The sequence below is a fragment of the Brevibacillus sp. MER 51 genome (genome assembly GCF_023714195.1).
Lineage (GTDB): Bacteria > Bacillota > Bacilli > Brevibacillales > Brevibacillaceae > Brevibacillus.
Genome location: NZ_JAMAUS010000001.1, coordinates 268542 through 291020 on the forward strand (window position 1 = coordinate 268542; position 22479 = coordinate 291020).

Below are 22479 nucleotides of genomic sequence, written 5' to 3' on the forward strand. Positions count from 1 at the left end.
AATTCAGATCTCCTCATGGGAAACCGGAGGAGATTTTTGTTATGTCAAAATAAATATCAGAAAATAAAAAATAATCTTGACATTAAATCAGGTGATTAGTAAAGTGGTGATTACAAACAGCCTATCGATCGATCGATCGGCTAAACTCAAAAAGCAGAGGATGGTACCTGGTACCGCCACAAGTAACTGGACATGAGGGACTCTCTTTTCCTGCAATCATCGGTAGAAAGGAGCGCGCTTTTTTGACAAAAGAAAAAATATTTCAAGCAGCATTACGGCTATTCGCAAGAAAAGGTTTTGAAGCAACCAGCATACGTGATATCGCCCTAGAAGCAGAGGTAACCTCTTCCACCCTTTATCATTACATGAAGACAAAAGAGGATCTGCTCGTTGCCATCATGCAAGAAGGATTACAGACTCTTCTTGGAAATGCAAAGGAAGTACTCGCTGAGCTTGAAGCGCCCGAACAGCAATTGGCAGCATTTGTACAGCTTCATGTTACCAGCCATGCCATTGATAAGCTAACAGCGCTAGTAGTAGATACCGAGTTTCGTGCGCTGACAGGAAATACGCGCGAAGAAATTGCCAAGTTGCGCAGTGAATATGAGCTACTCTGGCAGCGTATTTTAACGGGCGGATTAGAGGGGGGCGTATTTACGATAGAAAATACCAAGCTTGCCGTCCTGGCTTTGCTTCAAATGTGCACGGGCGTCGCCCATTGGTACTCGCCCGATGGCCCAAATTCATTGGAAGAAATCAGCTTGAATTTTTCGGATATGGCGCTTGCACTCGTTCAGGCAAAGCGAAACGGCCAACAACTGACTGTCGCTGATTTGGATCTGCCTGAACCCGCTCGTTTTTTTATGAAACCATGGCTGGGGGCTACGGCGGATGAACATTCTTGATGCCCGTGTCCGCTTGCCACAGCAGTTCCGTGAGGCGCGCCTAGGTGAAATGCGAAATGAGTACGTCGGGCAATATGATGCGGTGTTACAAGTAAGATCGACTATCACGAAAACGCTCGACGATTTGATTCAAGAAATGAAGGAATCAGGAGTAGACCACGCCATTATGCACGCAGAATACGAATTCGGCGAGGATGGGGATGCGCTGAATGAAGCATTGGCAAAAGTCATATCCGCTCACACCAGGCTCTTCTCAGGATTCGGTACGATTTCAATGGAGAATTTCAGACCGATGCGCGCTGTCCAACAAGTGAGCCGCATCAAAGAACTGGGCTTTCTGGGAGTAAACATCCAGCCTGCATTTTTTGAGATGCCGATCGATGATCGCAAATTATATCCCGTATATTCAAAGGCTGCCGAGTTAGGCTTGGCAGTTGCGATTCATACCGGAATTAATTATTCGATGATTCATCCCATCCGTAATGAACATCCGCTGTTGCTGGATCAAGTCGCCTGTGATTTTCCGGAATTAACATTGATTGCGTGTCATGGGGGATGGCCCTGGGTGCCCGAAATGGTTGCCGTAGCGCGCAAGCACCCCAATGTTCTGATGGATTTGGGCGGGCTTTCTCCAAAGTATTTGGGATTGCAAGGAGCAGGGTGGGAAATGATGTACAGGTTAGCTAACAACCTCTTGCAAGATCAAATCCTCTTTGCAACAGATTGGCCTGTATTTCCTCTGGAACGCGCGATTGCAGAATGGAAGGAATTAAGCATAAAGCCCGAGGTGCTGGAGAAGGTGCTCGGTGCGAATGCAAAAGCATTGATTTCCAAAATAAAAGCGGAGGTAAAAAAGGATGACAACACGTAAGGCGGTGGTAGAGTGTGAGATCCATCAAGAGGTAGGCTGGATTCACCTGAATCGCCCCGAGCGGTTAAATGCGGTGATTCCACAATTGGTAGAGGAGCTGTATGGATCGCTCGATAAGTTGGAACGGAAAGGAGTAAGGGCAGCAATACTGGCTGGCCGCGGGAATGCTTTTTGTGCAGGACATGATTTGCGGCATGAAGAAAAGCCTGCAAATGAGGCTGAGCTTCGCCTTAATTTACAGAAGATTCAGGATATAACCCGAAAGATCCAGCGTGTTCCTTTCCCGGTGATCGCTGCGGTCCATGGTTATGCATTAGGAGCAGGGTGTGAGTTTGCGCTCGGATGCGATTTGATCATCGCCGCTCAAGATGCCGAATTCGGCTTTCCCGAAGTGAGTGTGGGACTTAGTGTTACCGGAGGGATTTCGCATATCCTTCCCATCACGATCGGACTGGTCCGGGCGAAAGAATTGCTGTTTTCGGGCGAAAGGTTTGGTGCATCGCAAGCACTGCAGTTAGGACTCGTCAACAAGGTAGTGGATCATAAAGTGTTAGCTGAAGAAGCTGACAAGTGGGCGAAACGGTTAGCGGAGCTCCCGCAAGTAGCGCTTGCAAAAGCCAAATTTGCGCTAAATCGCGGGGCACAATGCGATCTGGAGGCAGCTTTTGAATTGGAGATCGAGCATGCGCTGGCAACCGTGCAAACGATTGAATCCAAGCAGGCGGCTGAAGGGTTCCGAAAAAAAGGATCGGTTTAGAGAAGGAGGGCTGAAACCTTTTGGACGTGCAAGAAATCAAGTCTTTGACGGCACGGGCGGCCAAACAATGGGGAGAAAAAATCGGGCTTGTCTTTGATGAATGGAATGAACAACTGTCATTTAAGGAGATAGAAGACCGTTCCAACCAGATCGCCAACATGCTCCAAGTGCTGGGCGTTGGCTATGGAGATCGGGTAGCCGTCATGCTGAGGAACCAGCCTGAATTCCCCCTTACCTGGCTGGCGTTGGCAAAACTGGGCGCGAATATCGTGCCGATAAATGTAAATTACCAAGAGTACGATGCACAGTATATCCTAAACCACTCCGAAGCAATCGTTATCGTCACTTCACAGGAGTTTTTATCCCTGCTACAGAAGATCAGACCTTCCTTACAAACCCTCCAAACAATCCTCTCAGTAGACCAATCAGACGATCCCAACGTTGTCGATTTCAGAGCAATGTGTGAGACAGCGCCCACGACTCCAACAGCGCTTACCGTTTTTCCTGAAACTTTAGTCAACATCCAGTATACATCCGGCACGACAGGCTTCCCCAAAGGGTGTATGCTCTCACATGAATATTGGCTCACCATAGCAAACAAGATGGTCGAGCAGCATCCCCATTTGACCCATTCAGATGTACTGTTAACGGCGCAGCCCTTTTACTATATGGACCCGCAATGGAATTTGCTGGGTGCAATCTCTGTAGGGGCAAAGCTTGTGGTTCTCGATCGATTTCATCCCTCTACATTTTGGCAGAAAGTACGGCAATATGGCGTTACTTTTTTCTACTGCCTGGGAATCATGCCCACGCTCATGGTCAAAGCACCATGCTCACCATTTGACAGGGAAAATAACGTTCGCACCATCCTTTGCTCGGCCATTCCCCCACATCTGCACCGCGAATTGGAAGAGCGATGGGGCGCGCCATGGTATGAGGTTTTTGGCATGACAGAGACAGGCGGAGATATTTCGGTTAAACCACAAGATCATGACCGATTGCTCGGAACAGGCTGCATCGGAAAACCGGATAAAGACCGGACTGTCCGCATTGTTGATACTCAAAATCGCCCCGTTTCGAGGGGGGAGGTTGGCGAGCTCCTCCTGCGGGGCTTGGGGATGATGGATGGCTACTATAAAGATCCTGATGCGACTTGCGCTGCCTTTCAGGGCGGCTGGTTCCACACCGGAGATTTGGTGCGAATGGACGAAGACGGATACATCTATTATGTCGGCAGAAATAAGGAGATGATTCGCCGGAGCGGGGAAAATATTTCGGCTACTGAGGTTGAGGAAGTCATGAAAATTCATCCGGCTGTACAATATGCCGCCTGCCTTCCAGTGAAGGACGAAATACGCGGGGAAGAAATCAAGGCATACGTGGTAGTGAAAGCGGGCCAAACGGTGTCTCCTCATGAATTGATCTCTCATTGCACCGAGCATCTTGCTTACTACAAGGTTCCACGATATTGGGAATACCGTAGTGAATTGCCTCGTACCCCATCGGAGCGTATAGCCAAACATGTACTGGCGAACGAAAAAGCAGATCTTCGCATCGGTTCCTATGATCGCATGGATGATACATGGAGATAACCTGCAAATGGAGAGGAAGATATGAATGAATACTTGGGTAAAGGTACTGAAAGAGCTGACAGAGGCTTCCGGCGTTCCCGGACAAGAACAGGAAGTGCGAGAATTAATGCGCATGCACTTGGAACCGCTTACAGAAGAAGTGTTCACAGATAATCTGGGAAGCATAATCGGGCAGAAAACAGGCCTGGCCACTGGACCGAAAATCATGATGATGGGTCATATGGATGAAGTGGGGTTCATGGTAACGCGTGTGATGAAGGATGGATTCATCGCCTTCCAGCCGCTTGGTGGCTGGTGGTCGCAGGTGATGCTGGCACAGCGCGTGAACATTAAAACACGCAAAGGGGATATTGTCGGCGTAATCGGGTCAAAACCGCCGCACCTGCTGTCTTCGGAAGAACGAAAGAAAGTGGTTGAAATCGAGCGGATGTACATCGATATCGGAGCATCCAGCGAAGAACAAGCAAAGGAGCTGGGAATTCGCCCGGGTGATCCAATTGTACCGATCTGTCCTTTCACGGTGATGGCAAATGACAAGATGTATATGGCAAAAGCGCTCGATAATCGCGGCGGTTGCCTGACAGCCATTGAAGTGATGAAACAGTTGCAAGAAACGGATCATCCCAACATCGTATTTAGCGGCGCTACTGCACAAGAAGAAGTGGGATGCCGCGGCGCATTCACAAGCACGTATATGGTGCAGCCGGATCTATTCATTGCATTGGAGACGGGGATAACGTTTGACACGCCGGGAAGCGCCGACTCTCCTAATTTGCCTGATATCAAGTGCGGTGGCGGGCCTACGATTGGTCTATTCGACGGCTCGCTCGTGCCCAATCAGAAGTTGCGGGATCTGTTATTTGATACGGCGGAAGAGGAAGGCATCCCGTATCAATATGGTGCTATTGCAGGTGCGGGTACGGACGCAGGAGCAGCTCATATGGTTGGCAAAGGGGCTCCATCCATCGTCATTGCAATCCCAGCGCGTTATATCCACAGTCACGCTTCGATTCTCCATCATGATGATGTGGAAAATACGGTCAAATTGCTGACGGCTCTCGTCAAAAAGCTGGATCAAAAAACGGTTGATTGGCTCAAATCGTAGGGGGCGAGGATATTTCCCAAACAAGGGAGTGGTGTCATTCATGGGGATAAGAAAGCGGGAAAGCGCCACGTTTGTGAGTATTGTCCTTTCCTGTTTCGTACTGCTGGTAATCGTGTCCGGCTGCGATGTACCTGCAACGAAACAAGGTACGGATGTAGGAAATAAAGATGCCAATATATCCGAGAAAAAGGGCGGAACGATCACCGTCGCGATCGGCAGTGAACCAGATACACTCGATGTCCACAAATCGACAGCGTTAAGCACGGAGGGGGTCGCACTCAATCTAGGGGGGGCTCTCCTTTACAGAGACCCCCAAACAAATGAGGTCAAGCCCCATCTGGCCGAATCGTATTCCATTTCGGAAGATGGGAAGACATGGACATTTCGGATTCGCAAAGGCGTTACCTTTCATGATGGGACACTGCTTACTGCACAGGCGTACAAGCGAACGTTTGAGCGGGCCATGTCTCCGGAAATCGCTCCGAAAGGCGTAGGGATGGTTCTTGGCATCATCAAATCGATTAAAACACCAGATGATCAGACCCTTATTTTGGAGTTGAATGAACCGTCTGCCACACTCCTCACCTATTTCACTTCCGCGAGCTGGATGCAGCCGCTCTCGGTGGAAGCTGTGCAAAAGTTTGGGGATCAATACGGAAGGAATCCGGTCGGTGTCGGTCCATGGAAGATGGAGGGCTGGAAATCAGGAGATTCAATCACGCTGATTCAGAATGATGCGTATCGCTGGGCAACGCCCTTCTTTAAAAATCAAGGACCACCGAGGCCGGACAAATTAGTTCTGAAATTGATTCGAAATCCGCAAACGGCTGTCGCTGCTTTGGAAAGCGGAACCATCGACATCGCTGATCTGCCTGCGAAAGACGCGAAGAAATTCAAGAATAACGATCATTTTACCGTACTGGAGCAGACAAAGCGCGGTTTGGGGCTGTTTGTCGAGCTGAACTTGAAAAACGAAATTTTACAAGATAAAAACGTACGCAAAGCGTTGCAAATGGCAGTAAAGAAAGAGGCTGTCGTGCAGTCGCATTTGCAAGGCGAAGGAATTGTTGCAGATGGTCCGCTGCCAGCAAATTTGTTCGGATACGATCAATCCATTGCCCAATATGCATACAAATACAACCCCGAGGAAGCGATGAAGCTCCTGGAAGAAGCCGGATGGAAACTGAATCCACAAGGGATAAGGGAGAAAGCAGGAAAACCGCTTCATCTCGAATTGTTGAGTATGGAAGCATGGTCTCAACCTGCCCAGTTGATGCAAGGAATGTTCAAAGCAATTGGGGTAGACGTGAAAATCATTACTCTGGAAGGCAGCGCAGTCGACCAGTTAACTGCTGCCGGCACATTTGACTTGGCGCTGGATGGATACGTCGCTGATGACCCTGATATCTTGTTTCCGTTCATGCATTCAAGTCAGATCGGTGGGATGAATCGTTCAGCTATCCATGACAAAACGATCGATTCCTTACTGGAAAAGGGACAGGTGACGATGAAGAGCGACGATAGAGCGAAGATCTATGAAGATCTTCAGAAGCGCGCTGTAGAGGAGGCGTTTTGGATTCCCATTTACACGGAAAAACGGTTTGTCGTGGTAAACAACCGTGTTCAGGGATTGATGCTTGATCCATCCGGACTGAAATGGTATCAGGACGTGTGGGTTAAGTAAGCGGAGAAACAAAAAACAAAGGAGAACAGGTGATGAACAATCAGGAATGGATCGTGAGTTATGAGGAGTTTGTCCGAGAAACAATGTTGGGAAGCAAGGTGCCTGGAGCTGCAATTGGAGTGGCCAAACACGGACAGCTCGTTTATGCCAAAGGCTTCGGCTATCGAGATATTGAGCAAGGTCAGGTAGTGACAGTTGATACTTTGTTCGGAATCGCTTCGATTACGAAATCGTTCACCGCTATTGCGATCATGCAGCTACAGGAAGCCGGAAAACTGACGGTTGCCGATCCTGTTTCCCGTTTTCTGCCAGAGTTTCAAGTAAAAACGGGAAGTGGTGGAACGGAAGCAATCACCATTCACAACTTTCTAACTCATTCCTCCGGTTTGCCGCCATTATCTTGCGTCGATGAAGCACTCAAGCGTGGGATAAATACCTATGAGGAATTGATGACTTATATGGCACAACTGGAATTTCCTTTATTGGGCGCACCAGGTACGGAGTTCAGTTATTCCAATGATTGCTATACGCTACTGGGAGCAATTGTTGAGCGGGCAAGCGGCAAGCCATATTCGACGTATGTGAAGGAGCATATTCTCCAACCGGCGGGAATGCAGCATAGTTGCTTTTCTTTGGCGGAGTTGCACGGGTACGAGGATAGAACATCGCTATTTGAGACACCGCCGTTTCAATCATCCGGCGGATTAAAATCAACGCTCACCGATATGATGAGATACACCGAGCTGTTTCGAACGAAAGGTTTGATTGGCAAGGAACGGATTCTTCGCGCGGAAAGTGTACAGCAGATGATCACCCCTTATTTCCGCTGCGAACAAAACCAATATTACGGGTATGGTGTAGCGATCACACCCGATTTCTACGGTGCTGTGATGCTGGGCCATAGCGGCAGAGAAAAAGGGATCCAAGCCCACATGAGTATCATCCCGGAATACGGACTGGCTACCGTGGTGCTCACTAATCTCAGTGGTTCGCCGGCTGCCGCATTGGCACATGGCACGTTTCACTGCATTGAGAATCGTCCGGCGAAATCAACGCATGTCACGTATAAGGAATATGACCTCCCGACAGAGCGTCTGCTTGAATATGCGGGCGAGTATGGCTCTAAGGAAGGAATTCATCTTCAGGTAAGCGTGGATGCAGGTACGCTGATCATAACGGTAGATCATTCGGACTCATTCTCTTTAAAAGCTATCGACGAAGACGTTTTTCTCACGAACGTTGACGGGTCGGATCAAACCGTACGCTTTATACGAGACAAAAGTCAAACGGTAATTCGCATGATGGGCTCTTATCGCCAAATTCCCAAGCGAGTTTAGCCATACGCATTCTGGAAGAGAGGAGTGAACGAATCATGAAACAGTACTTGTTGAATCGCGTGCTATCAGGAGTGATTGTCCTCCTCGGCATTTCCATCTTTTCGTTTGCGCTCGTTCATTTTATTCCTGGTGATCCGGTACGGATTATGTTAGGGGAAAAGGCTACAAAAGCACAAGTGGAACAGTTGCGTGAACAGATGGGGCTAAATCAGCCCCTTCCTCATCAGTACCTGACCTACATGAAAAAAGTCATCCAAGGAGATTTCGGGACCTCCTTACAAACAGAAAGACCAGTCATCGTGGAAATAATGGAACGGTTTCCGGCAACGGCCAAACTAGCCTTTGCTGGGATTGGCATCGCGGTTGTCATTGGCTTAACGATGGGAATGATTGCTGCGAAATACAAGAATACACTTTTGGACTTTATGCTGATGGCGGCAGCTTCGATCGGATTATCGCTGCCGAGCTTCTGGCTGGGGTTAATCGTCATTATGTTATTTTCCGTTCAATTAGGCTGGTTTCCGATTGCGGGTGGTACGGGATGGAAGGATCTTGTTTTGCCTGCGTGTACCTTGGGCGTTTTGTCTTCCGCGATGATCAGCCGACTGACGCGTTCAGGTATGGTCGAAGTGCTTTCCCATGATTACATTCGAACGGCACGGGCCAAGGGCTTGAGGGAGTCGATCATCCTATTCCGACACGCGTTGTGCAATGTCATGATTCCTGTTGTTACGGTGGTGGGCTTGCAAATCGCGACTTTGCTGGGCGGGGCAGTTATCATCGAACAAGTGTTCAACTGGCCTGGAATTGGCACATTAGCTATCGGAGCGATTTCAGCCCGTGATTTTCCAATGATTCAGGGCATTGTGCTGCTGATGGGCTGCGTCTATGTCGTGGTAAATATGATGGTCGACTTGCTCTATGGTTTGATTGATCCGCGTGTCGACCTCATTACGGAAAAGGGGGGGCGGTAAATTGAATGAGGTGAACAAAACCGCCACACATGGGGCGACGCATGCCAAATCCCCGATGTTTCCCACGCTTGCATTTTGGGGGGAAATCAAGAAACAGCGAGCAGCAAAACTAAGCTTGGTGGTGCTTTTACTTATATCTGCGGTTGGAATCGTCGGGCCTTGGATCGCTCCTTATGACCCTACTGAAAGTAACTACGATGCCTTTTTGCAAGGACCGTCTGCCAAGCATGTTCTCGGAACGGATGCGATCGGCCGCGATTTACTTTCCCGTATTTTATACGGAACGCGCGTTACGCTTGTGGTTGCTGTCATGGCGGTCGGCATCACAGTAGTGGCAGGAACGATGATTGGTGTCATCAGTGCGTATGTGGGAGGATTCATTGATCACCTGCTCATGCGGATTATGGATATTTTGCTCGCCTTGCCGGGAATCATTTTGGCCTTGGCCATTGTCGCGGCGCTTGGACCGAGTCAAACCAATGCGATGATCGCAATTGGTATTTCTTCGATACCCAGCTTTGCGCGTCTGATCAGGGCAGCGACGCTCGTGATCATGTCGTCTGGATATGTGGAAGCCAGCAGATCGATCGGGACGCCGAGCTGGTGGATCATTCTTTTCCAGGTTCTCCCCAATATTACGAATGTATTGTTCGTTTACATGACACTGTTCGTCGGGGGAGCGATTCTCGATACGGCTGCATTGGGCTTTATCGGCTTGGGCGCGCAACCGCCGACTCCCGAATGGGGGACCATGCTGAATGAAGGAAAAGATTATTTGTCCGACGCCTGGTGGCTTGCCACATACCCAGGATTGGCCATCACCATTGTCGTGCTGGCAGTAAACCGGCTGGGAGATGCCTTGCGTGATATTTTTGATCCTCGTACGCAAAAGTAAATGCGCAATGAGAGGATGGGAGGGGGACACCATTTATGGACAATGTATTGGAAGTGACAGGGCTGACAACCCGGTTCACGAAGGAGTCGGGTACGATTACGGTGGTCGATCAGCTTGATTTACATGTGAAAAAAGGGGAGACGCTGGGAATTGTCGGAGAGTCGGGGTGCGGCAAGAGCGCCACTTCGCTCTCGCTCATGCGACTGTTGGACAATAATGCCACTTTGACTGGAAGCATTCGATTCAACGGGAAAGAAGTGCTTGCGCTGAGTGAAGCCGAGATGCGCAGTCTCAGAGGCAAGGAAATGGCGATGATTTTTCAGGAACCGATGCATTCGTTAAATCCGGTGTTGACGATCGGCCGACAAATCAGTGAGGTACTGCACGAGCATGAGGGTGGAAGCAAAGCGGCGGTTAAGCAACGGGTACTGGATTTGCTTACCGTGGTGGGCATCTCCCGGGCGGAAGAGATTTACAGGGATTACCCGCACCGTTTGTCAGGAGGAATGAGGCAGCGGGTGATGATTGCAATGGCGATCGCTTGCAATCCGTCATTACTGATCGCTGATGAACCGACGACCGCATTGGATGTGACAATTCAAGCGCAAATCTTGAATCTGATCAAAAAAATCAGAAGGGATATCGGCATGTCAGTGATCATGATAACGCATGATTTAGGGGTGATCGCTGAAGTGTGCGACCGCGTTATGGTGATGTATGCGGGACAAGCGATTGAGACGGCGGACGTACGGTCGTTGCTGCGCAATCCGAAGCACCCGTACACCGCGGGTTTGCTCCAATCGACACCAAGGCAACGCGCAAAGAGGCTTTACAGCATAAAAGGCAGTGTGCCGACACCGGAAAACAAACCCAATGGGTGCCGGTTTGCCCCGCGATGCGATAAAGTGATGGCGATATGTTGGGAGCGGAATCCTGTTCTCCATCCAGTAGATCAGCATTCTTCTTGTCGATGCTGGTTATTTTCCGAAGACAAAGGTCATGAACAGGAAAGCTCGGTGGTAGGTGGATGACGACTCCACTCCTGGAAGTGAAAGGGCTACGCAAGCTGTTTCGCATGAAAAAAGGGTGGCTTCAACAACCGCAATATGTTCATGCTCTAAACGGGATTGATGTGAGCGTCTATGAAGGAGAAACGCTAGGGATTGTCGGGGAGTCAGGATGCGGAAAGTCTACATTGGGAAAATGTATTCTGCGTTTGCTGGAGCCCGTCCAAGGCGAAATTCGTTTCCAAGGGAACGAAATAGGAAAAATGAACAAAAATGAAATGCGTGCCGTTAGGCGAAATATGCAAATGGTTTTTCAAAATCCATTTGAAACATTGAACCCGAAACTAACGATCGGGCACATCTTGACGGAACCACTGATTTCGCATGGTATTCCCCGACAGCATCGACAAGCGCTACTGGAAGAAACGATTGAGATTGTCGGCATGAGCAAGCAGCATCTATCTCGTTATCCTCACGAATTTTCCGGAGGGCAAAGACAACGAATTGGCATCGCCCGCGCCCTGATTCTTTGGCCAAAGCTGATTATCGCAGATGAGCCTGTTTCCGCACTAGATGTGTCGATTCAATCGCAAATCCTTAATTTGCTGCAGGATTTGCAAGAACAATTTTCCTTGACCTATGTCTTCATTTCCCATGATTTGAGCGTAGTTGAGCACCTTGCCAATAAAGTGGCGGTCATGTATTTAGGTGAAATCATCGAGTATGCTGAGAAAGAGAAGCTATTTGGACGACCGCTGCATCCCTATACACAAGCGTTGCTTTCAGCCAAACCCATTACCGATCCTGATGATATACGAGAGCAAATTGTGTTATCGGGGGATCTCCCGTCTCCGACTAATCCTCCGAAGGGATGCAAATTCCATCCGCGCTGCCGTTCCAGCATGGAAATTTGCAAAGTCGAGTTGCCAAAGCTCAGTGAAATAGAAGGGCAATCGGTCGCTTGTCATCTCTATCAATCATTTCGCGCAATCGATCCTTCTTAAGCAAGGTAAATCAGATAAAAGGAGGAGCGAAATGTTTGATCTTGGGATCCCGTTTACAAAAATGAATGGGTGTGGCAACGACTTTATTGTAGTAGACAATCGCGATGGCCTGTTGAACGAGGTTGCGCTTTCAGCCTTTGTCCAACATGTATGCAGGCGAGGCACTTCAATCGGTGCGGATGGGTTCATGCTGCTGGAGAACTCCAACATCGCCGATTTTAAGATGAGGTATTTTAACGCAGATGGCAGTGAAGGAGAAATGTGCGGCAACGGTGCAAGGTGCATGTCGCGCTTTGCTTACCACATCGGAGCAGCCAAGACGAAGATGAGTTTCGAAACGATGGCCGGCATCTATCAGGCAGAGCTCAATCAAAACGGCGTGAAGGTCAAGTTCCCCGACGTTCAATTGCAAGCGCTGAAGCTGAATCAACCATATGAGTGGGACGGACCGAATAGCGTCTACCACTACGGTGTTGTTGGCGTTCCCCATACGGTCTGGTTTGTTCAAAATGTTTTCGCGATAACGGACGACCAGCTCAGAGAATGGGGCCGAATGGTCAGAAATGATGAGAAGCAGTTTCCCAATGGTACGAATGTAAATTTTGTGGAACCGATTGATAGGCAAACGCTTCGCATCAGAACCTATGAGCGCGGAGTAGAGGCAGAGACCTACGCGTGCGGTTCCGGATCGACTGCTGCAGCAATCATTGCAGGTGTTTTAGGACATGTAGACACCTCTGTAAACCTGCTTACTCGAGGGGGATCACTTAAAATTTCTTACCATCTCACAGATTATGCTGCCGAATCCGTCTACTTGGAAGGCAACTCAAAGCTGGTAGCAGAAGGACATTTATTGCCCGATGCATGGACATGAGAACGTGTGGTAAGGGAGAAGGTATAACCGGGGCAACCGCGTTTTCCCCACATGCATGGTCCATCTATCGCCAATGAAGTGAGCTTTTTTGTATGACGAATAAGACACAAGGTGACATGTTTAATGGTCTAAAATGGGTGGTAGATCAACGAAAGGAGTAACCACTCATGAAACGAAGAATCATAGTAGATTTAGCTGTTACTTTAGATGGGTTTATTGAAGGGAAAAATGGAGAAGTTGATTGGTGCATAATGGACTCAGAGATGGGGTTTGTGGATTTCTTACATGAAATAGACACGATTCTATACGGAAGAAAAAGTTATGATTTATGGGGGCAATTTACGCCGGAAAATGAACATACAGATACTGAAAAAGAGATTTGGTCATTGGTTCATAGTAAAGAAAAATATGTGTTTTCCAAGACACAAAAAGGGACGGATAATAAAGCGATATTCATCAATGATAATATTCTTGAAGAAGTAAACCTACTAAAGAATAAGCCTGGGAAAGATATCTGGCTATATGGTGGAGCTAGTCTTATGACAACATTTATCAATTTAGAACTTGTAGATGAATTTCGTTTATCTGTTCACCCTGTTATTTTAGGTGAAGGAAAACCGTTGTTTATGGATATAAAACAGAGGTTGAATCTAACGTTGGTGAATACACGAACGTTCTCCTCTGGCGTTGTGCAACTCATTTATCATTGGAATGGGAAGTAATACTGGATACAAATTTCAATCAAACCAGCGGTGAGTCTAAGACTATATTTTCAGGTCTTGGTTCGCCGTTGGTTTATTTTTCAGAGTTAGTGCCAAAACGAATTTCTATGAGGCTGGGAGCATTTAGTTAACTGACTAGAAATGTAATGGAAGGGCATATGAAAGCATCAGGCTATTGATTGAAGAATCGATGGGGATCGTGGTAGAATTTGTCACGAGATTGCTTCATTCTAAAATAGGTTTGACTAATTGTACTGGAGCTGAGATAAGACCATGAAAACGGAGATCATGAATAGATTCATCTCTTACGCACAAGTTGATACACAATCCGATGAGAACAGCGAAACGTGCCCCTCAACACCAGGGCAGCTTGTGCTGGCCCAAATGCTTGTTGACGAACTACAAGCCATAGGTATGCAGGAAGTTACGATGGATTCGAACGGTTATGTAATGGCAACCCTACCGTCCAATACAGATAAAGAAATACCCACAATCGGTTTTCTTGCTCATATGGATACGGCCACCGATTTTACCGGCGCTGACGTGAAGCCGCAAGTCATTGAAAATTACAACGGGCAAGACATTGTCTTGAATGAAGCACTGAATATTGTCCTTTCGCCGCGCGAATTTCCAGAGCTGGCTGGTTACAAAGGCCACACCTTAATCACGACAGACGGCACCACATTGCTTGGCGCTGATGATAAAGCCGGTATTGCCGAAATCATGACCGCCATGGCTTATCTGATTCGCCATCCAGAACTGAAACACGGGAAAGTAAGAGTGGCCTTCACCCCGGATGAAGAAATCGGAAGAGGCCCAGATAAATTTGATGTTTCCGCCTTCGACGCAGTATATGCCTATACGATGGATGGCGGCCCTCTTGGCGGAATCGAATACGAGAGTTTTAATGCGGCATCAGCGACCATTATTTGTAAAGGGAAGAACGTTCACCCCGGCTCGGCCAAAGGAAAAATGGTCAACGCCGCTAAAATAGCCATGGAGCTGCATGGAAAGCTGCCGGCGGACGAAGCCCCTGAGGAGACGGAGGGCTACGAAGGCTTCTATCATCTGTCTTCCATTCAAGGTGACGTCGAGCAAACTCAGCTTCGCTATTTGATCCGAGACCACGATCGCAATCGGTTTCAGGAGAGGAAGTCCGAACTGGCTCGTATCGTAGAAGAATTACAGAAAAAATACGGAGAGAACCGAATTGAACTCGAAATCAAAGATGAATACTTCAACATGCGGGAAAAGATCGAGCCTGTGATGGAAGTAGTGGACATTGCAACGCAAGCACTAGAAAACCTCGGAATTGTGCCGAGTATCCAGCCGATTCGCGGTGGTACGGATGGCTCCCAGCTATCTTACATGGGGTTGCCAACACCGAATATTTTCACAGGCGGGGAAAACTACCACGGGCGGTTCGAATATGTTTCCGTTGACAACATGATGCACGCTGTGAACACCATCATCGAAATCGTGAAGCTGTATGAGCAAAGAGTTTGATAGCGGGAGTTTGAGATTCTTCGGCACAATTTAATAGGCGGGGAAAAGCTGGAGCTGGAAAGCATCAAGGTAGGCTTAAGACCCATGCCTGAAGACGGTTACCCCATCGTTGGATTTCATGACCAAATAAAGGGTCTTTATCTGACCGTCATTCAGCTGTTACATTAGCTCTCATCAAGTTGAAGCAAAGCGAGAAAGGGGCGGATGTCTAGTAGAGACGATTCGCCCTTTATCATATCGCTGGTAAGTCCGCTCTGCCTGCACGTGCGTACGGTGGCATGAATCGTCACCTATTGACGCAGAATACGTTTTGGAGATATCGTAGATATAATAACTCTATAATAGTCATTGTAAATAACCAGAGCGTGTTTTGTAGCTACGTTGCTTTTTTACACTCATTAAAGACATAAAGGGAGGCCGGTAAGTATGGGGAATATTTGGAATGAGCGTTATAAGACAGACGAATATTACTACGGGGAAGAACCAAACATATTTATTCAACAACAAGCTTTCCGCTTAGAACAATCTCAAAAAGTTATTGCGTTTGCAGAGGGTGAAGGCCGGAATGCAGTTTTTTTAGCAAAAAAAAATCTTGAAGTGACAGCCATTGACTATGCGGAAAGCGGATTGCAAAAAACAAGAAAACTGGCTCACAAGCACGGCGTTCACGTGCATACCAAAAAAATTGACCTGTTGGAGGAAGATGTCCCGCGAGAGGAATATGACGCTGCCATTATGGTATATGGACATTTCAAAAAAGACGCTCAGACCACGGTTCTTAATAAAATGAAAAAGGCGTTAAAGCCCAAAGGAATTCTCATGCTTGAGGTATTTTCCGAGGAACAAGTAAAGTATGGCACAGGCGGCCCTTCAGAACGTGAAATGCTATATGAACCAAAAGATATTCTTGCTTGGTGCGAAGGGCATGAGGTGCTCCATTTCTTCTATGGTGAACAAGAGCGTATCGCAGGAAAGGCACACACTGGATTAGCCCATGTCATTCAGCTTGTATTAAGAAAATGATAGAGAAATCATCGTAAGCGAAGTTGAACCGTTTTCGCACTAAAAGCCCACTCATTCCGTAAGGGAGAAAAGTGGGCTTTTTCTGATAACAAACCATAATCACCTGGAAAAGAGGCTAACGAGCTGGTGACAAGATCATAATCTACAAGGTCCATGCATACGTTAGAATCAGCATAATATCGAAAATGAAAGAGTTCATATATTTTATCGTATTCATGAGATGCCAATCGCAACTGTCCATAAATCCTTACGATGAAAAAAGCAAAAAGATGTTGATTTCCCCTGTTAACTGCTATATAAATTAATTAGAAGTATTATTATTTAATACTTAATTTAAATGACGGGAGAGGGACAAATGGACTCTATGGCAACTGCTAACACTGGAAAGTGCCCGTTTTCGCACGGTAGCACTACGAATCATAACCCTAGTGCTACATCGAACAAACACTGGTGGCCCAACCAGCTGAACTTGAACATCCTGCATCAACATGACAGAAAATCTAACCCGATGGGCGAAGACTTCAATTATGCAGAAGAGTTCAAAAAGTTGGACTACCAGGCCCTCAAGCAGGATCTTTATGATCTCATGACAAACAGCCAAGATTGGTGGCCTGCCGACTACGGACATTATGGACCATTATTTATCCGTATGGCTTGGCACTCCGCTGGTACATATCGTACAGGAGACGGCCGTGGCGGTGCTGGAACCGGCACACAGCGTTTCGCTCCCCTTAACAGCTGGCCAGACAATGCCAACCTTGACAAAGCTCGTCGACTTCTATGGCCGATCAAGCAAAAATATGGAAACAAGATCTCTTGGGCAGACTTGTATATTCTAGCAGGTAATGCTGCTATTGAATCCATGGGCGGGAAGACAATCGGTTTTGGAGGCGGACGCGCGGATGTTTGGCATCCAGAAGAAGATATTTATTGGGGTGCTGAAAAGGAATGGCTAGGGGATAAGCGTTACACCGGCGACCGTGAGCTCGAGAATCCGCTTGCTGCTGTTCAAATGGGTCTGATTTATGTGAACCCCGAAGGGCCGAACGGGAATCCAGATCCGCTTGCCAGTGCTCGCGACATTCGAGAAACCTTCAAACGCATGGGAATGAACGATGAAGAAACGGTTGCACTCGTGGCAGGAGGCCATACATTTGGGAAGGCTCACGGCGCAGGAGATGCTGCTCTTGTAGGCCCAGAGCCGGAAGCTGCTCCTTTGGAAGCAATGGGCTTAGGATGGCAGAGCACACACGGTTCCGGTAAAGGTCGCGACGCCATCAGCAGCGGTATTGAAGGTGCATGGACTGCGAATCCGACACAATGGGATAATGGATTCTTTGAACTCTTGTTCGGATATGAATGGGAGCTGACCAAGAGCCCAGCAGGTGCACACCAATGGGTTGCTGTAAATCCTGCTGATGAGCATCTTGCACCGGATGCAGAAGATGCGTCCGTTCGTGTTCCAACGATGATGACCACTGCGGATATGGCCTTGCGTATGGACCCAGTATACGAAAAGATTTCTCGTCGTTACTATGAGAATCCAGAAGAGTTTGCAGATGCATTTGCAACTGCATGGTTCAAACTCACACACCGCGACATGGGGCCTCGCTCAAGATATTTAGGCCCAGAAGTTCCAGAAGAAGATTTTATCTGGCAAGATCCTGTACCCGCTGCTGAATATGAATTAACAGATGCCGATGTAGCAGAACTGAAAACACGGATTTTAGACTCGGGCCTTACCGTCAGCGAGCTGGTAACAACGGCTTGGGCTTCCGCATGTACCTTCCGTGGCTCGGATATGCGTGGCGGCGCGAATGGAGCGCGCATCCGTCTTGCTCCCCAGAAGGAGTGGGAAGTCAATGAGCCGAAAAAACTTGAAAAGGTGCTTACGATCCTGGGAGTCATTCAAGAGGACTTTGGTAAAAAAGTCAGTATGGCCGATTTGATCGTACTGGGCGGTAGCGCCGCAGTAGAAAAAGCTGCACAGGATGCTGGCTTTGATGTAACGGTTCCTTTTGCCCCAGGACGTGGGGATGCTACCCAAGAGCAGACAGATGAAGAAAGCTTTGCTGTGCTCGAGCCAATTGCTGATGGTTTCAGGAACTACCAGAAGAAGCAATATCGTGTCAGTCCTGCGGAACTCCTGATAGACAAGGCACAGCTACTAAACCTGACTGCTCCTGAAATGACTGCACTCGTTGGCGGTATGCGTGTTATTGGTACAAACCACGGGGGCACACAACACGGTGTATTTACGGATCGCGTAGGTACACTCACGAACGACTTCTTTGTTAACTTGCTAGACATGGGCGTACAGTGGAAGCCAGTAGACGGTGGCGTATTTGAAGGACGTGATCGCAAAACCGGTGAACTCTTGCGTACAGCGACTGCTGTTGACCTCGTGTTCGGTTCAAACTCTGTTCTGCGTGCCATTGCAGAAGTTTATGCCCAAGACGATAACAAAGAAAAGTTTGTCCGAGACTTCATTGCTGCATGGGTGAAGGTAATGAATGCAGATCGTTTCGATCTTAAATAAGCATAATCTGAAAATATAAAGCAAAGAACAGTATTTGTTGTTGGATACTGTTCTTTGCTTTTCTTTCTATAGTAGTATTAGTAATTGAATGGTAGGAATGCAATACCCCCCCTTGGAAACCATCTGAAGCAAGCCTCCAGGTGGTTTTCAATCTTCCCTGTAACAACGAACGAAATGGTTTTTATAGAATTTACAACTTGGAGACAACTGAAAGATACTTTTAACATATGAGCGCTATATTCTATTACCTGTAACAAGGGTTTCGTGCCCAAACCAAAAATAAAACATTGCAGGAGGCATTACCATGAACAAAAAAAATATTCTCGTTTTGTCAATGGCACTAACAATTGTAGGCGGTGCTACAGCAGCGGTATTTGCAAGCGATAACGCGATTCAATCTACAAAAAACAAAGTCGTAACGTTAGCAAGCAAAGAAGGAAATGGCACAAATCAAACCACTACGAATGATGTAGTCAAAGTAACAAACGGAAAGATTAGTGATGAAGAAGCGGTAAAAATGGCAACGAAAGCTCTAAAAGACTACATGGAGCTTGACGCGAAATCTTTTGGTGAGGCGCATGTAAATCGAACGAACAACCAAGAAGACTTTAAGTTCTTTATGGATATAGTTTCAAAAGAAGATGCAGCTGTATTAAAAGAAAACGCCAAAAAAGAAACGGCAGATGTTATCGTTGTACAGTTTGTTCGTGCCGAAGACTTAAACCAGCCAATGCCCGCTTCTAATCGCATTGTCATAAATGAAAAAACAGGTGAAATTGTTTCTTTAACTGCTTTCACTAATGAAGATCGAAGCTCCGAGACAACAATCGATGATGCGAAAGTTAAATCTGCGGTTATCAGCTTTTTTGATAAACAACAGAAAAATGTAAAGGAAAATACGATGAAGGTTAGTAAGAGTGCTAGTTCCGGAACCGTACGTGTTCTTTGCAACCTGGAAGATGGAAGAGATGTAGATATGACAATTAGTCTGAAGAATTATTCCGTATCTAGTTATGAGATTAATTATGACAGACTACTCCCTCTACCTTCCGAAGAAAAAGACCACAGTGAGAATTTCAGAGAACTGTAAGTAAATGAAGATATTGTAGGACGGATAAGACGGAGTAAGTGCCCGAAATGGTACTTACTCCATCTAACCGTTACAAAAGGAACGAGGTAAAAACTGTATGATAAAAATTTTAGTGGTTGAAGATGATATCGCCGTAGCAAATTTAATAAAATTGAATTTAAATACGGCAAATTATGAGAGTTCCATCGTTTTTGATGGAGAGGAAGCCCTAAATGTGATTGAAAGAGATCGTTTTGATCTCATACTTTTGGATGTCATGCTTCCGAAAGTTGATGGATTTACTTTATTTGAAAAAATTAAACCTTTAGGGATACCTGTCATTTTTTTAACTGCGAAAAGTTCTGTCACAGATAAGGTATATGGATTAAAAGCGGGAGTCGATGACTATATTACGAAACCCTTTGAAGGAATTGAATTACTCGCCAGGATTGAAAATGTATTAAGGCATTACAATAAAAAAAGCAACATCATAAATTTTAAAGACACAGAAGTATACTTGGAAGAAATGAAGGTGAAAAAGAACGGTGAATTGATAGAGCTTACCTTGAAGGAGTTCGAATTATTGGTGTTTTTAGTGCAAAATAAAAACATCGTGTTAACGAGGGAAAAAATCATAGAAAAAATTTGGGGATATGACTACGTTGGCGAGACTCGGACGATTGACAACCATATACAAAAGCTAAGAAGAAAGCTGGGATGGAAAGAGGAAATTAAAACAGTATTTAAATTGGGATATAGGCTGGAGGAATAAATGAAATTTTGGCAGCGGATATTTTTATGTACATTAATCATATTCGAAATCTTTTTTGTACCAGCATCCATTTACCTTATTAATAGCAGCTTTGAACTCAATCTCAATATGGAGATCCGTTCCGGGATAAGTGAACAAGATCGATTTGCTAACTCTTTAGAATCAAATCTATATCTACTTAAAGTTCAAAAGTCTTCAACCCCAGATGCAGAAGGAGTTGGCAAAGCAAACATAGATTCCATGATTCGTACGTACTTGGACAACCTCGGAGAACAGGATGTGTATTTGGATGTAATAGATGAGAAAAACGAAGTCATTTTTAGCCATTTTAAAAATAACAAGATAACTCTTACGAATCGAGAAGAATTAAACATCCCATCCGATAAAGTAAATTACATCATACGGGATCTAGGGGAAAAGACGTACTTATTTATAGCGAAGAATATGTATTTGGAAAATAATCACTATAAGCTTTCTTACGTGAAAGATATTTCGAGTGTTTATGAAAATAGACAAGACCTATTAAGCCTTTTAATCAAGTTAAATGCTCTTATTTCAGCAATTTTGGTCATCGTTACCATCATCATGAGCATGTATATCGTAAAACCGATTAATAAACTAATCCAGTCAACAAGAATAATTGCAGGCGGGAATTTCAGCGAAAGAGTCATGGTCAAATCGAAGGATGAAATCGGATTGTTAGCGGAAAATTTCAATTTGATGGCCGTTGATGTAGAAGATAAAGTAAACCAGCTTAAAAGATCTTCAGAAGACAAGCAAAGGTTTATCGATAACCTGGTACATGAACTTCGGACTCCTTTAACTTCGATCATAGGCTATGCGGATTATTTACGGACAAATAAATATGATGAAGAGACTTATATCAACTCATTAAGCTTTATCTATGAAGAAGGAAAGCGGCTAGAGAAATTGACATTTAAGCTTATGGAGCTCATTGTTTTGCGAAAAGAAGATTATGAGTTAAAAAAGGGAAATCTTGACGAGCTTTTTGTGGAAATCAAACATTCCTTTATACCAAAGCTGAACATAAAGAATATAGAACTTGAAATATCAACGGAGAATCTGAGTGTTTTCATGGATAAGGATTTGATGAAAATTTTACTTGCAAACCTGATAGACAATGCCATTAAAGCATCGAAGAGCAACGATAAAATACTTCTACGTTCATACAGAGATACGGAGTCAAAAATTATTCTTGAAGTGAAAGATACAGGGATCGGTATTCCTGATGACGACATAACAAAAGTCTTTGAGCCATTCTTTATGTCCGACAAATCGAGATCGAGAGCGAATGGAGGAGGCCTCGGGCTCGGGCTTTCTTTATGTAAGGAGATAGCTAACATTCATGACGCTGAAATAAGAATAGAAAGTAAGCTCGGTGAAGGTACTATTATCCAATTGGTTTTTCATTGTTAACAACCGGGAGCAAGAGGAAATTCTTGAGACGATTTCTTTGTTACGAGAGACAAGCCATGTTCATTGGAGTTTTTTCAATGAGACATGGTTTTTTCTGTTTAAAAAACGTTAAGAGTAAAAAAATAAAAAAACTCTATGAATTTTTAAAAAATACCCTTTACTGGGAATAATTACTATTTTATTATTGTAAGCGTAACCAAGCACTTACAAACGCGCGTGAAGTTCTGGGTACGAATAATAAAATTTGAGGAGGAACAAAAAATGCAAAACGATCTGTTTGATTTGGATGTTCAAGTAAAAGAGGTAAATCAAGTACAATCGGATTCAGTAGTGAGCGACATCATCTGCACTACATTCTGCTCAGTTACTTGGTGCCAAAGCAACTGCTGCTAATTTAGTTTGACGC

20 protein-coding genes are annotated in these 22479 nt (G+C 45.9%); all 20 read left to right on the forward strand.

Annotated features, from left to right (window positions below; all coding sequences use genetic code 11):
- The first annotated feature begins 242 nt into the window (after positions 1–242).
- The 20 genes from M3630_RS01020 (at position 243) to M3630_RS01115 (ending at position 22466) form a co-directional block, all read left to right on the forward strand.
- On the forward strand, positions 243–905 hold the full coding sequence (locus M3630_RS01020; protein WP_251250917.1) for a TetR/AcrR family transcriptional regulator: 663 nt from the start codon (positions 243–245) through the stop codon (positions 903–905).
- Positions 892–1776, forward strand: a complete 885-nt coding sequence (locus M3630_RS01025) for an amidohydrolase family protein (protein ID WP_251250918.1) — start codon at positions 892–894, stop codon at positions 1774–1776. Before M3630_RS01020 ends, M3630_RS01025 begins: the two co-directional genes overlap by 14 nt.
- Positions 1763–2533, forward strand: a complete 771-nt coding sequence (locus M3630_RS01030; protein WP_173609191.1) for an enoyl-CoA hydratase/isomerase family protein — start codon at positions 1763–1765, stop codon at positions 2531–2533. The genes M3630_RS01025 and M3630_RS01030 overlap by 14 nt, the downstream gene beginning before the upstream one ends.
- A gap of 26 nt (positions 2534–2559) precedes the next feature.
- On the forward strand, positions 2560–4125 hold the full coding sequence (locus tag M3630_RS01035) for an AMP-binding protein (protein ID WP_251251309.1): 1566 nt from the start codon (positions 2560–2562) through the stop codon (positions 4123–4125).
- Between the two features lie 25 nt (positions 4126–4150).
- Complete coding sequence (locus tag M3630_RS01040; protein WP_221866931.1) at positions 4151–5230, forward strand: M42 family metallopeptidase; 1080 nt, start codon at positions 4151–4153, stop codon at positions 5228–5230.
- A gap of 40 nt (positions 5231–5270) precedes the next feature.
- A complete protein-coding gene (locus M3630_RS01045; RefSeq protein WP_251250919.1) occupies positions 5271–6914 on the forward strand; it encodes an ABC transporter substrate-binding protein in 1644 nt (547 codons plus the stop codon).
- Between the two features lie 32 nt (positions 6915–6946).
- Positions 6947–8251, forward strand: a complete 1305-nt coding sequence (locus tag M3630_RS01050) for a serine hydrolase domain-containing protein (protein WP_251250920.1) — start codon at positions 6947–6949, stop codon at positions 8249–8251.
- A gap of 35 nt (positions 8252–8286) precedes the next feature.
- Complete coding sequence (gene nikB / locus M3630_RS01055) at positions 8287–9225, forward strand: nickel ABC transporter permease (RefSeq protein ID WP_251250921.1); 939 nt, start codon at positions 8287–8289, stop codon at positions 9223–9225.
- A gap of 1 nt (position 9226) precedes the next feature.
- On the forward strand, positions 9227–10120 hold the full coding sequence (locus M3630_RS01060) for an ABC transporter permease (RefSeq protein WP_251250922.1): 894 nt from the start codon (positions 9227–9229) through the stop codon (positions 10118–10120).
- Positions 10121–10155: 35 nt separating this feature from the next.
- Positions 10156–11151: an ABC transporter ATP-binding protein gene (locus M3630_RS01065; protein WP_251250923.1), complete on the forward strand. Its 996-nt coding sequence runs from the start codon at positions 10156–10158 to the stop codon at positions 11149–11151.
- Positions 11148–12131: an ABC transporter ATP-binding protein gene (locus M3630_RS01070; protein ID WP_251250924.1), complete on the forward strand. Its 984-nt coding sequence runs from the start codon at positions 11148–11150 to the stop codon at positions 12129–12131. Before M3630_RS01065 ends, M3630_RS01070 begins: the two co-directional genes overlap by 4 nt.
- A gap of 31 nt (positions 12132–12162) precedes the next feature.
- Entirely contained in the window at positions 12163–13005 is an 843-nt protein-coding gene (dapF, locus tag M3630_RS01075; RefSeq protein ID WP_251250925.1) for a diaminopimelate epimerase, read from the forward strand.
- 167 nt (positions 13006–13172) lie between these two features.
- Positions 13173–13727: a dihydrofolate reductase family protein gene (locus tag M3630_RS01080; RefSeq protein WP_251250926.1), complete on the forward strand. Its 555-nt coding sequence runs from the start codon at positions 13173–13175 to the stop codon at positions 13725–13727.
- Positions 13728–14000: 273 nt separating this feature from the next.
- Complete coding sequence (gene pepT, locus M3630_RS01085; RefSeq protein WP_251250927.1) at positions 14001–15233, forward strand: peptidase T; 1233 nt, start codon at positions 14001–14003, stop codon at positions 15231–15233.
- 426 nt (positions 15234–15659) lie between these two features.
- A complete protein-coding gene (locus M3630_RS01090; RefSeq protein ID WP_251250928.1) occupies positions 15660–16256 on the forward strand; it encodes a class I SAM-dependent methyltransferase in 597 nt (198 codons plus the stop codon).
- Between the two features lie 355 nt (positions 16257–16611).
- Positions 16612–18795, forward strand: coding sequence for a catalase/peroxidase HPI (katG, locus tag M3630_RS01095; protein ID WP_251250929.1), 2184 nt, complete (start codon positions 16612–16614; stop codon positions 18793–18795).
- 304 nt (positions 18796–19099) lie between these two features.
- The gene (locus tag M3630_RS01100; protein ID WP_251250930.1) at positions 19100–19885 is read left to right on the forward strand and encodes a hypothetical protein; all 786 of its coding nucleotides are present in this window, start codon (positions 19100–19102) and stop codon (positions 19883–19885) included.
- Positions 19886–19982: 97 nt separating this feature from the next.
- Positions 19983–20636 (forward strand): response regulator transcription factor, encoded by a 654-nt coding sequence (locus M3630_RS01105; protein WP_173609176.1) that lies wholly within the window; start codon positions 19983–19985, stop codon positions 20634–20636.
- Positions 20637–22073: a sensor histidine kinase gene (locus tag M3630_RS01110; RefSeq protein ID WP_251250931.1), complete on the forward strand. Its 1437-nt coding sequence runs from the start codon at positions 20637–20639 to the stop codon at positions 22071–22073. It begins immediately after the preceding gene.
- Positions 22074–22334: 261 nt separating this feature from the next.
- Positions 22335–22466 carry a gallidermin family lantibiotic gene (locus tag M3630_RS01115; protein WP_173609174.1) on the forward strand — a complete coding sequence of 44 codons (132 nt, stop codon included), beginning with the start codon at positions 22335–22337 and terminating at the stop codon, positions 22464–22466.
- Positions 22467–22479: the final 13 nt, after the last annotated feature.

Bases quoted from the DNA above. Each gene is read 5' to 3' on its own strand.
- M3630_RS01025 (WP_251250918.1), top strand. From the start codon at position 892: ATGAACATTCTTGATGCCCGTGTCCGCTTGCCACAGCAGTTCCGTGAG.
- M3630_RS01030 (WP_173609191.1), top strand. From the start codon at position 1,763: ATGACAACACGTAAGGCGGTGGTAGAGTGTGAGATCCATCAAGAGGTA.
- M3630_RS01040 (WP_221866931.1), top strand. From the start codon at position 4,151: ATGAATACTTGGGTAAAGGTACTGAAAGAGCTGACAGAGGCTTCCGGC.
- M3630_RS01045 (WP_251250919.1), top strand. From the start codon at position 5,271: ATGGGGATAAGAAAGCGGGAAAGCGCCACGTTTGTGAGTATTGTCCTT.
- M3630_RS01050 (WP_251250920.1), top strand. From the start codon at position 6,947: ATGAACAATCAGGAATGGATCGTGAGTTATGAGGAGTTTGTCCGAGAA.
- nikB (WP_251250921.1), top strand. From the start codon at position 8,287: ATGAAACAGTACTTGTTGAATCGCGTGCTATCAGGAGTGATTGTCCTC.
- M3630_RS01065 (WP_251250923.1), top strand. From the start codon at position 10,156: ATGGACAATGTATTGGAAGTGACAGGGCTGACAACCCGGTTCACGAAG.
- M3630_RS01070 (WP_251250924.1), top strand. From the start codon at position 11,148: ATGACGACTCCACTCCTGGAAGTGAAAGGGCTACGCAAGCTGTTTCGC.
- dapF (WP_251250925.1), top strand. From the start codon at position 12,163: ATGTTTGATCTTGGGATCCCGTTTACAAAAATGAATGGGTGTGGCAAC.
- M3630_RS01080 (WP_251250926.1), top strand. From the start codon at position 13,173: ATGAAACGAAGAATCATAGTAGATTTAGCTGTTACTTTAGATGGGTTT.
- pepT (WP_251250927.1), top strand. From the start codon at position 14,001: ATGAAAACGGAGATCATGAATAGATTCATCTCTTACGCACAAGTTGAT.
- M3630_RS01090 (WP_251250928.1), top strand. From the start codon at position 15,660: ATGGGGAATATTTGGAATGAGCGTTATAAGACAGACGAATATTACTAC.
- katG (WP_251250929.1), top strand. From the start codon at position 16,612: ATGGACTCTATGGCAACTGCTAACACTGGAAAGTGCCCGTTTTCGCAC.
- M3630_RS01100 (WP_251250930.1), top strand. From the start codon at position 19,100: ATGAACAAAAAAAATATTCTCGTTTTGTCAATGGCACTAACAATTGTA.
- M3630_RS01105 (WP_173609176.1), top strand. From the start codon at position 19,983: ATGATAAAAATTTTAGTGGTTGAAGATGATATCGCCGTAGCAAATTTA.
- M3630_RS01110 (WP_251250931.1), top strand. From the start codon at position 20,637: ATGAAATTTTGGCAGCGGATATTTTTATGTACATTAATCATATTCGAA.
- M3630_RS01115 (WP_173609174.1), top strand. From the start codon at position 22,335: ATGCAAAACGATCTGTTTGATTTGGATGTTCAAGTAAAAGAGGTAAAT.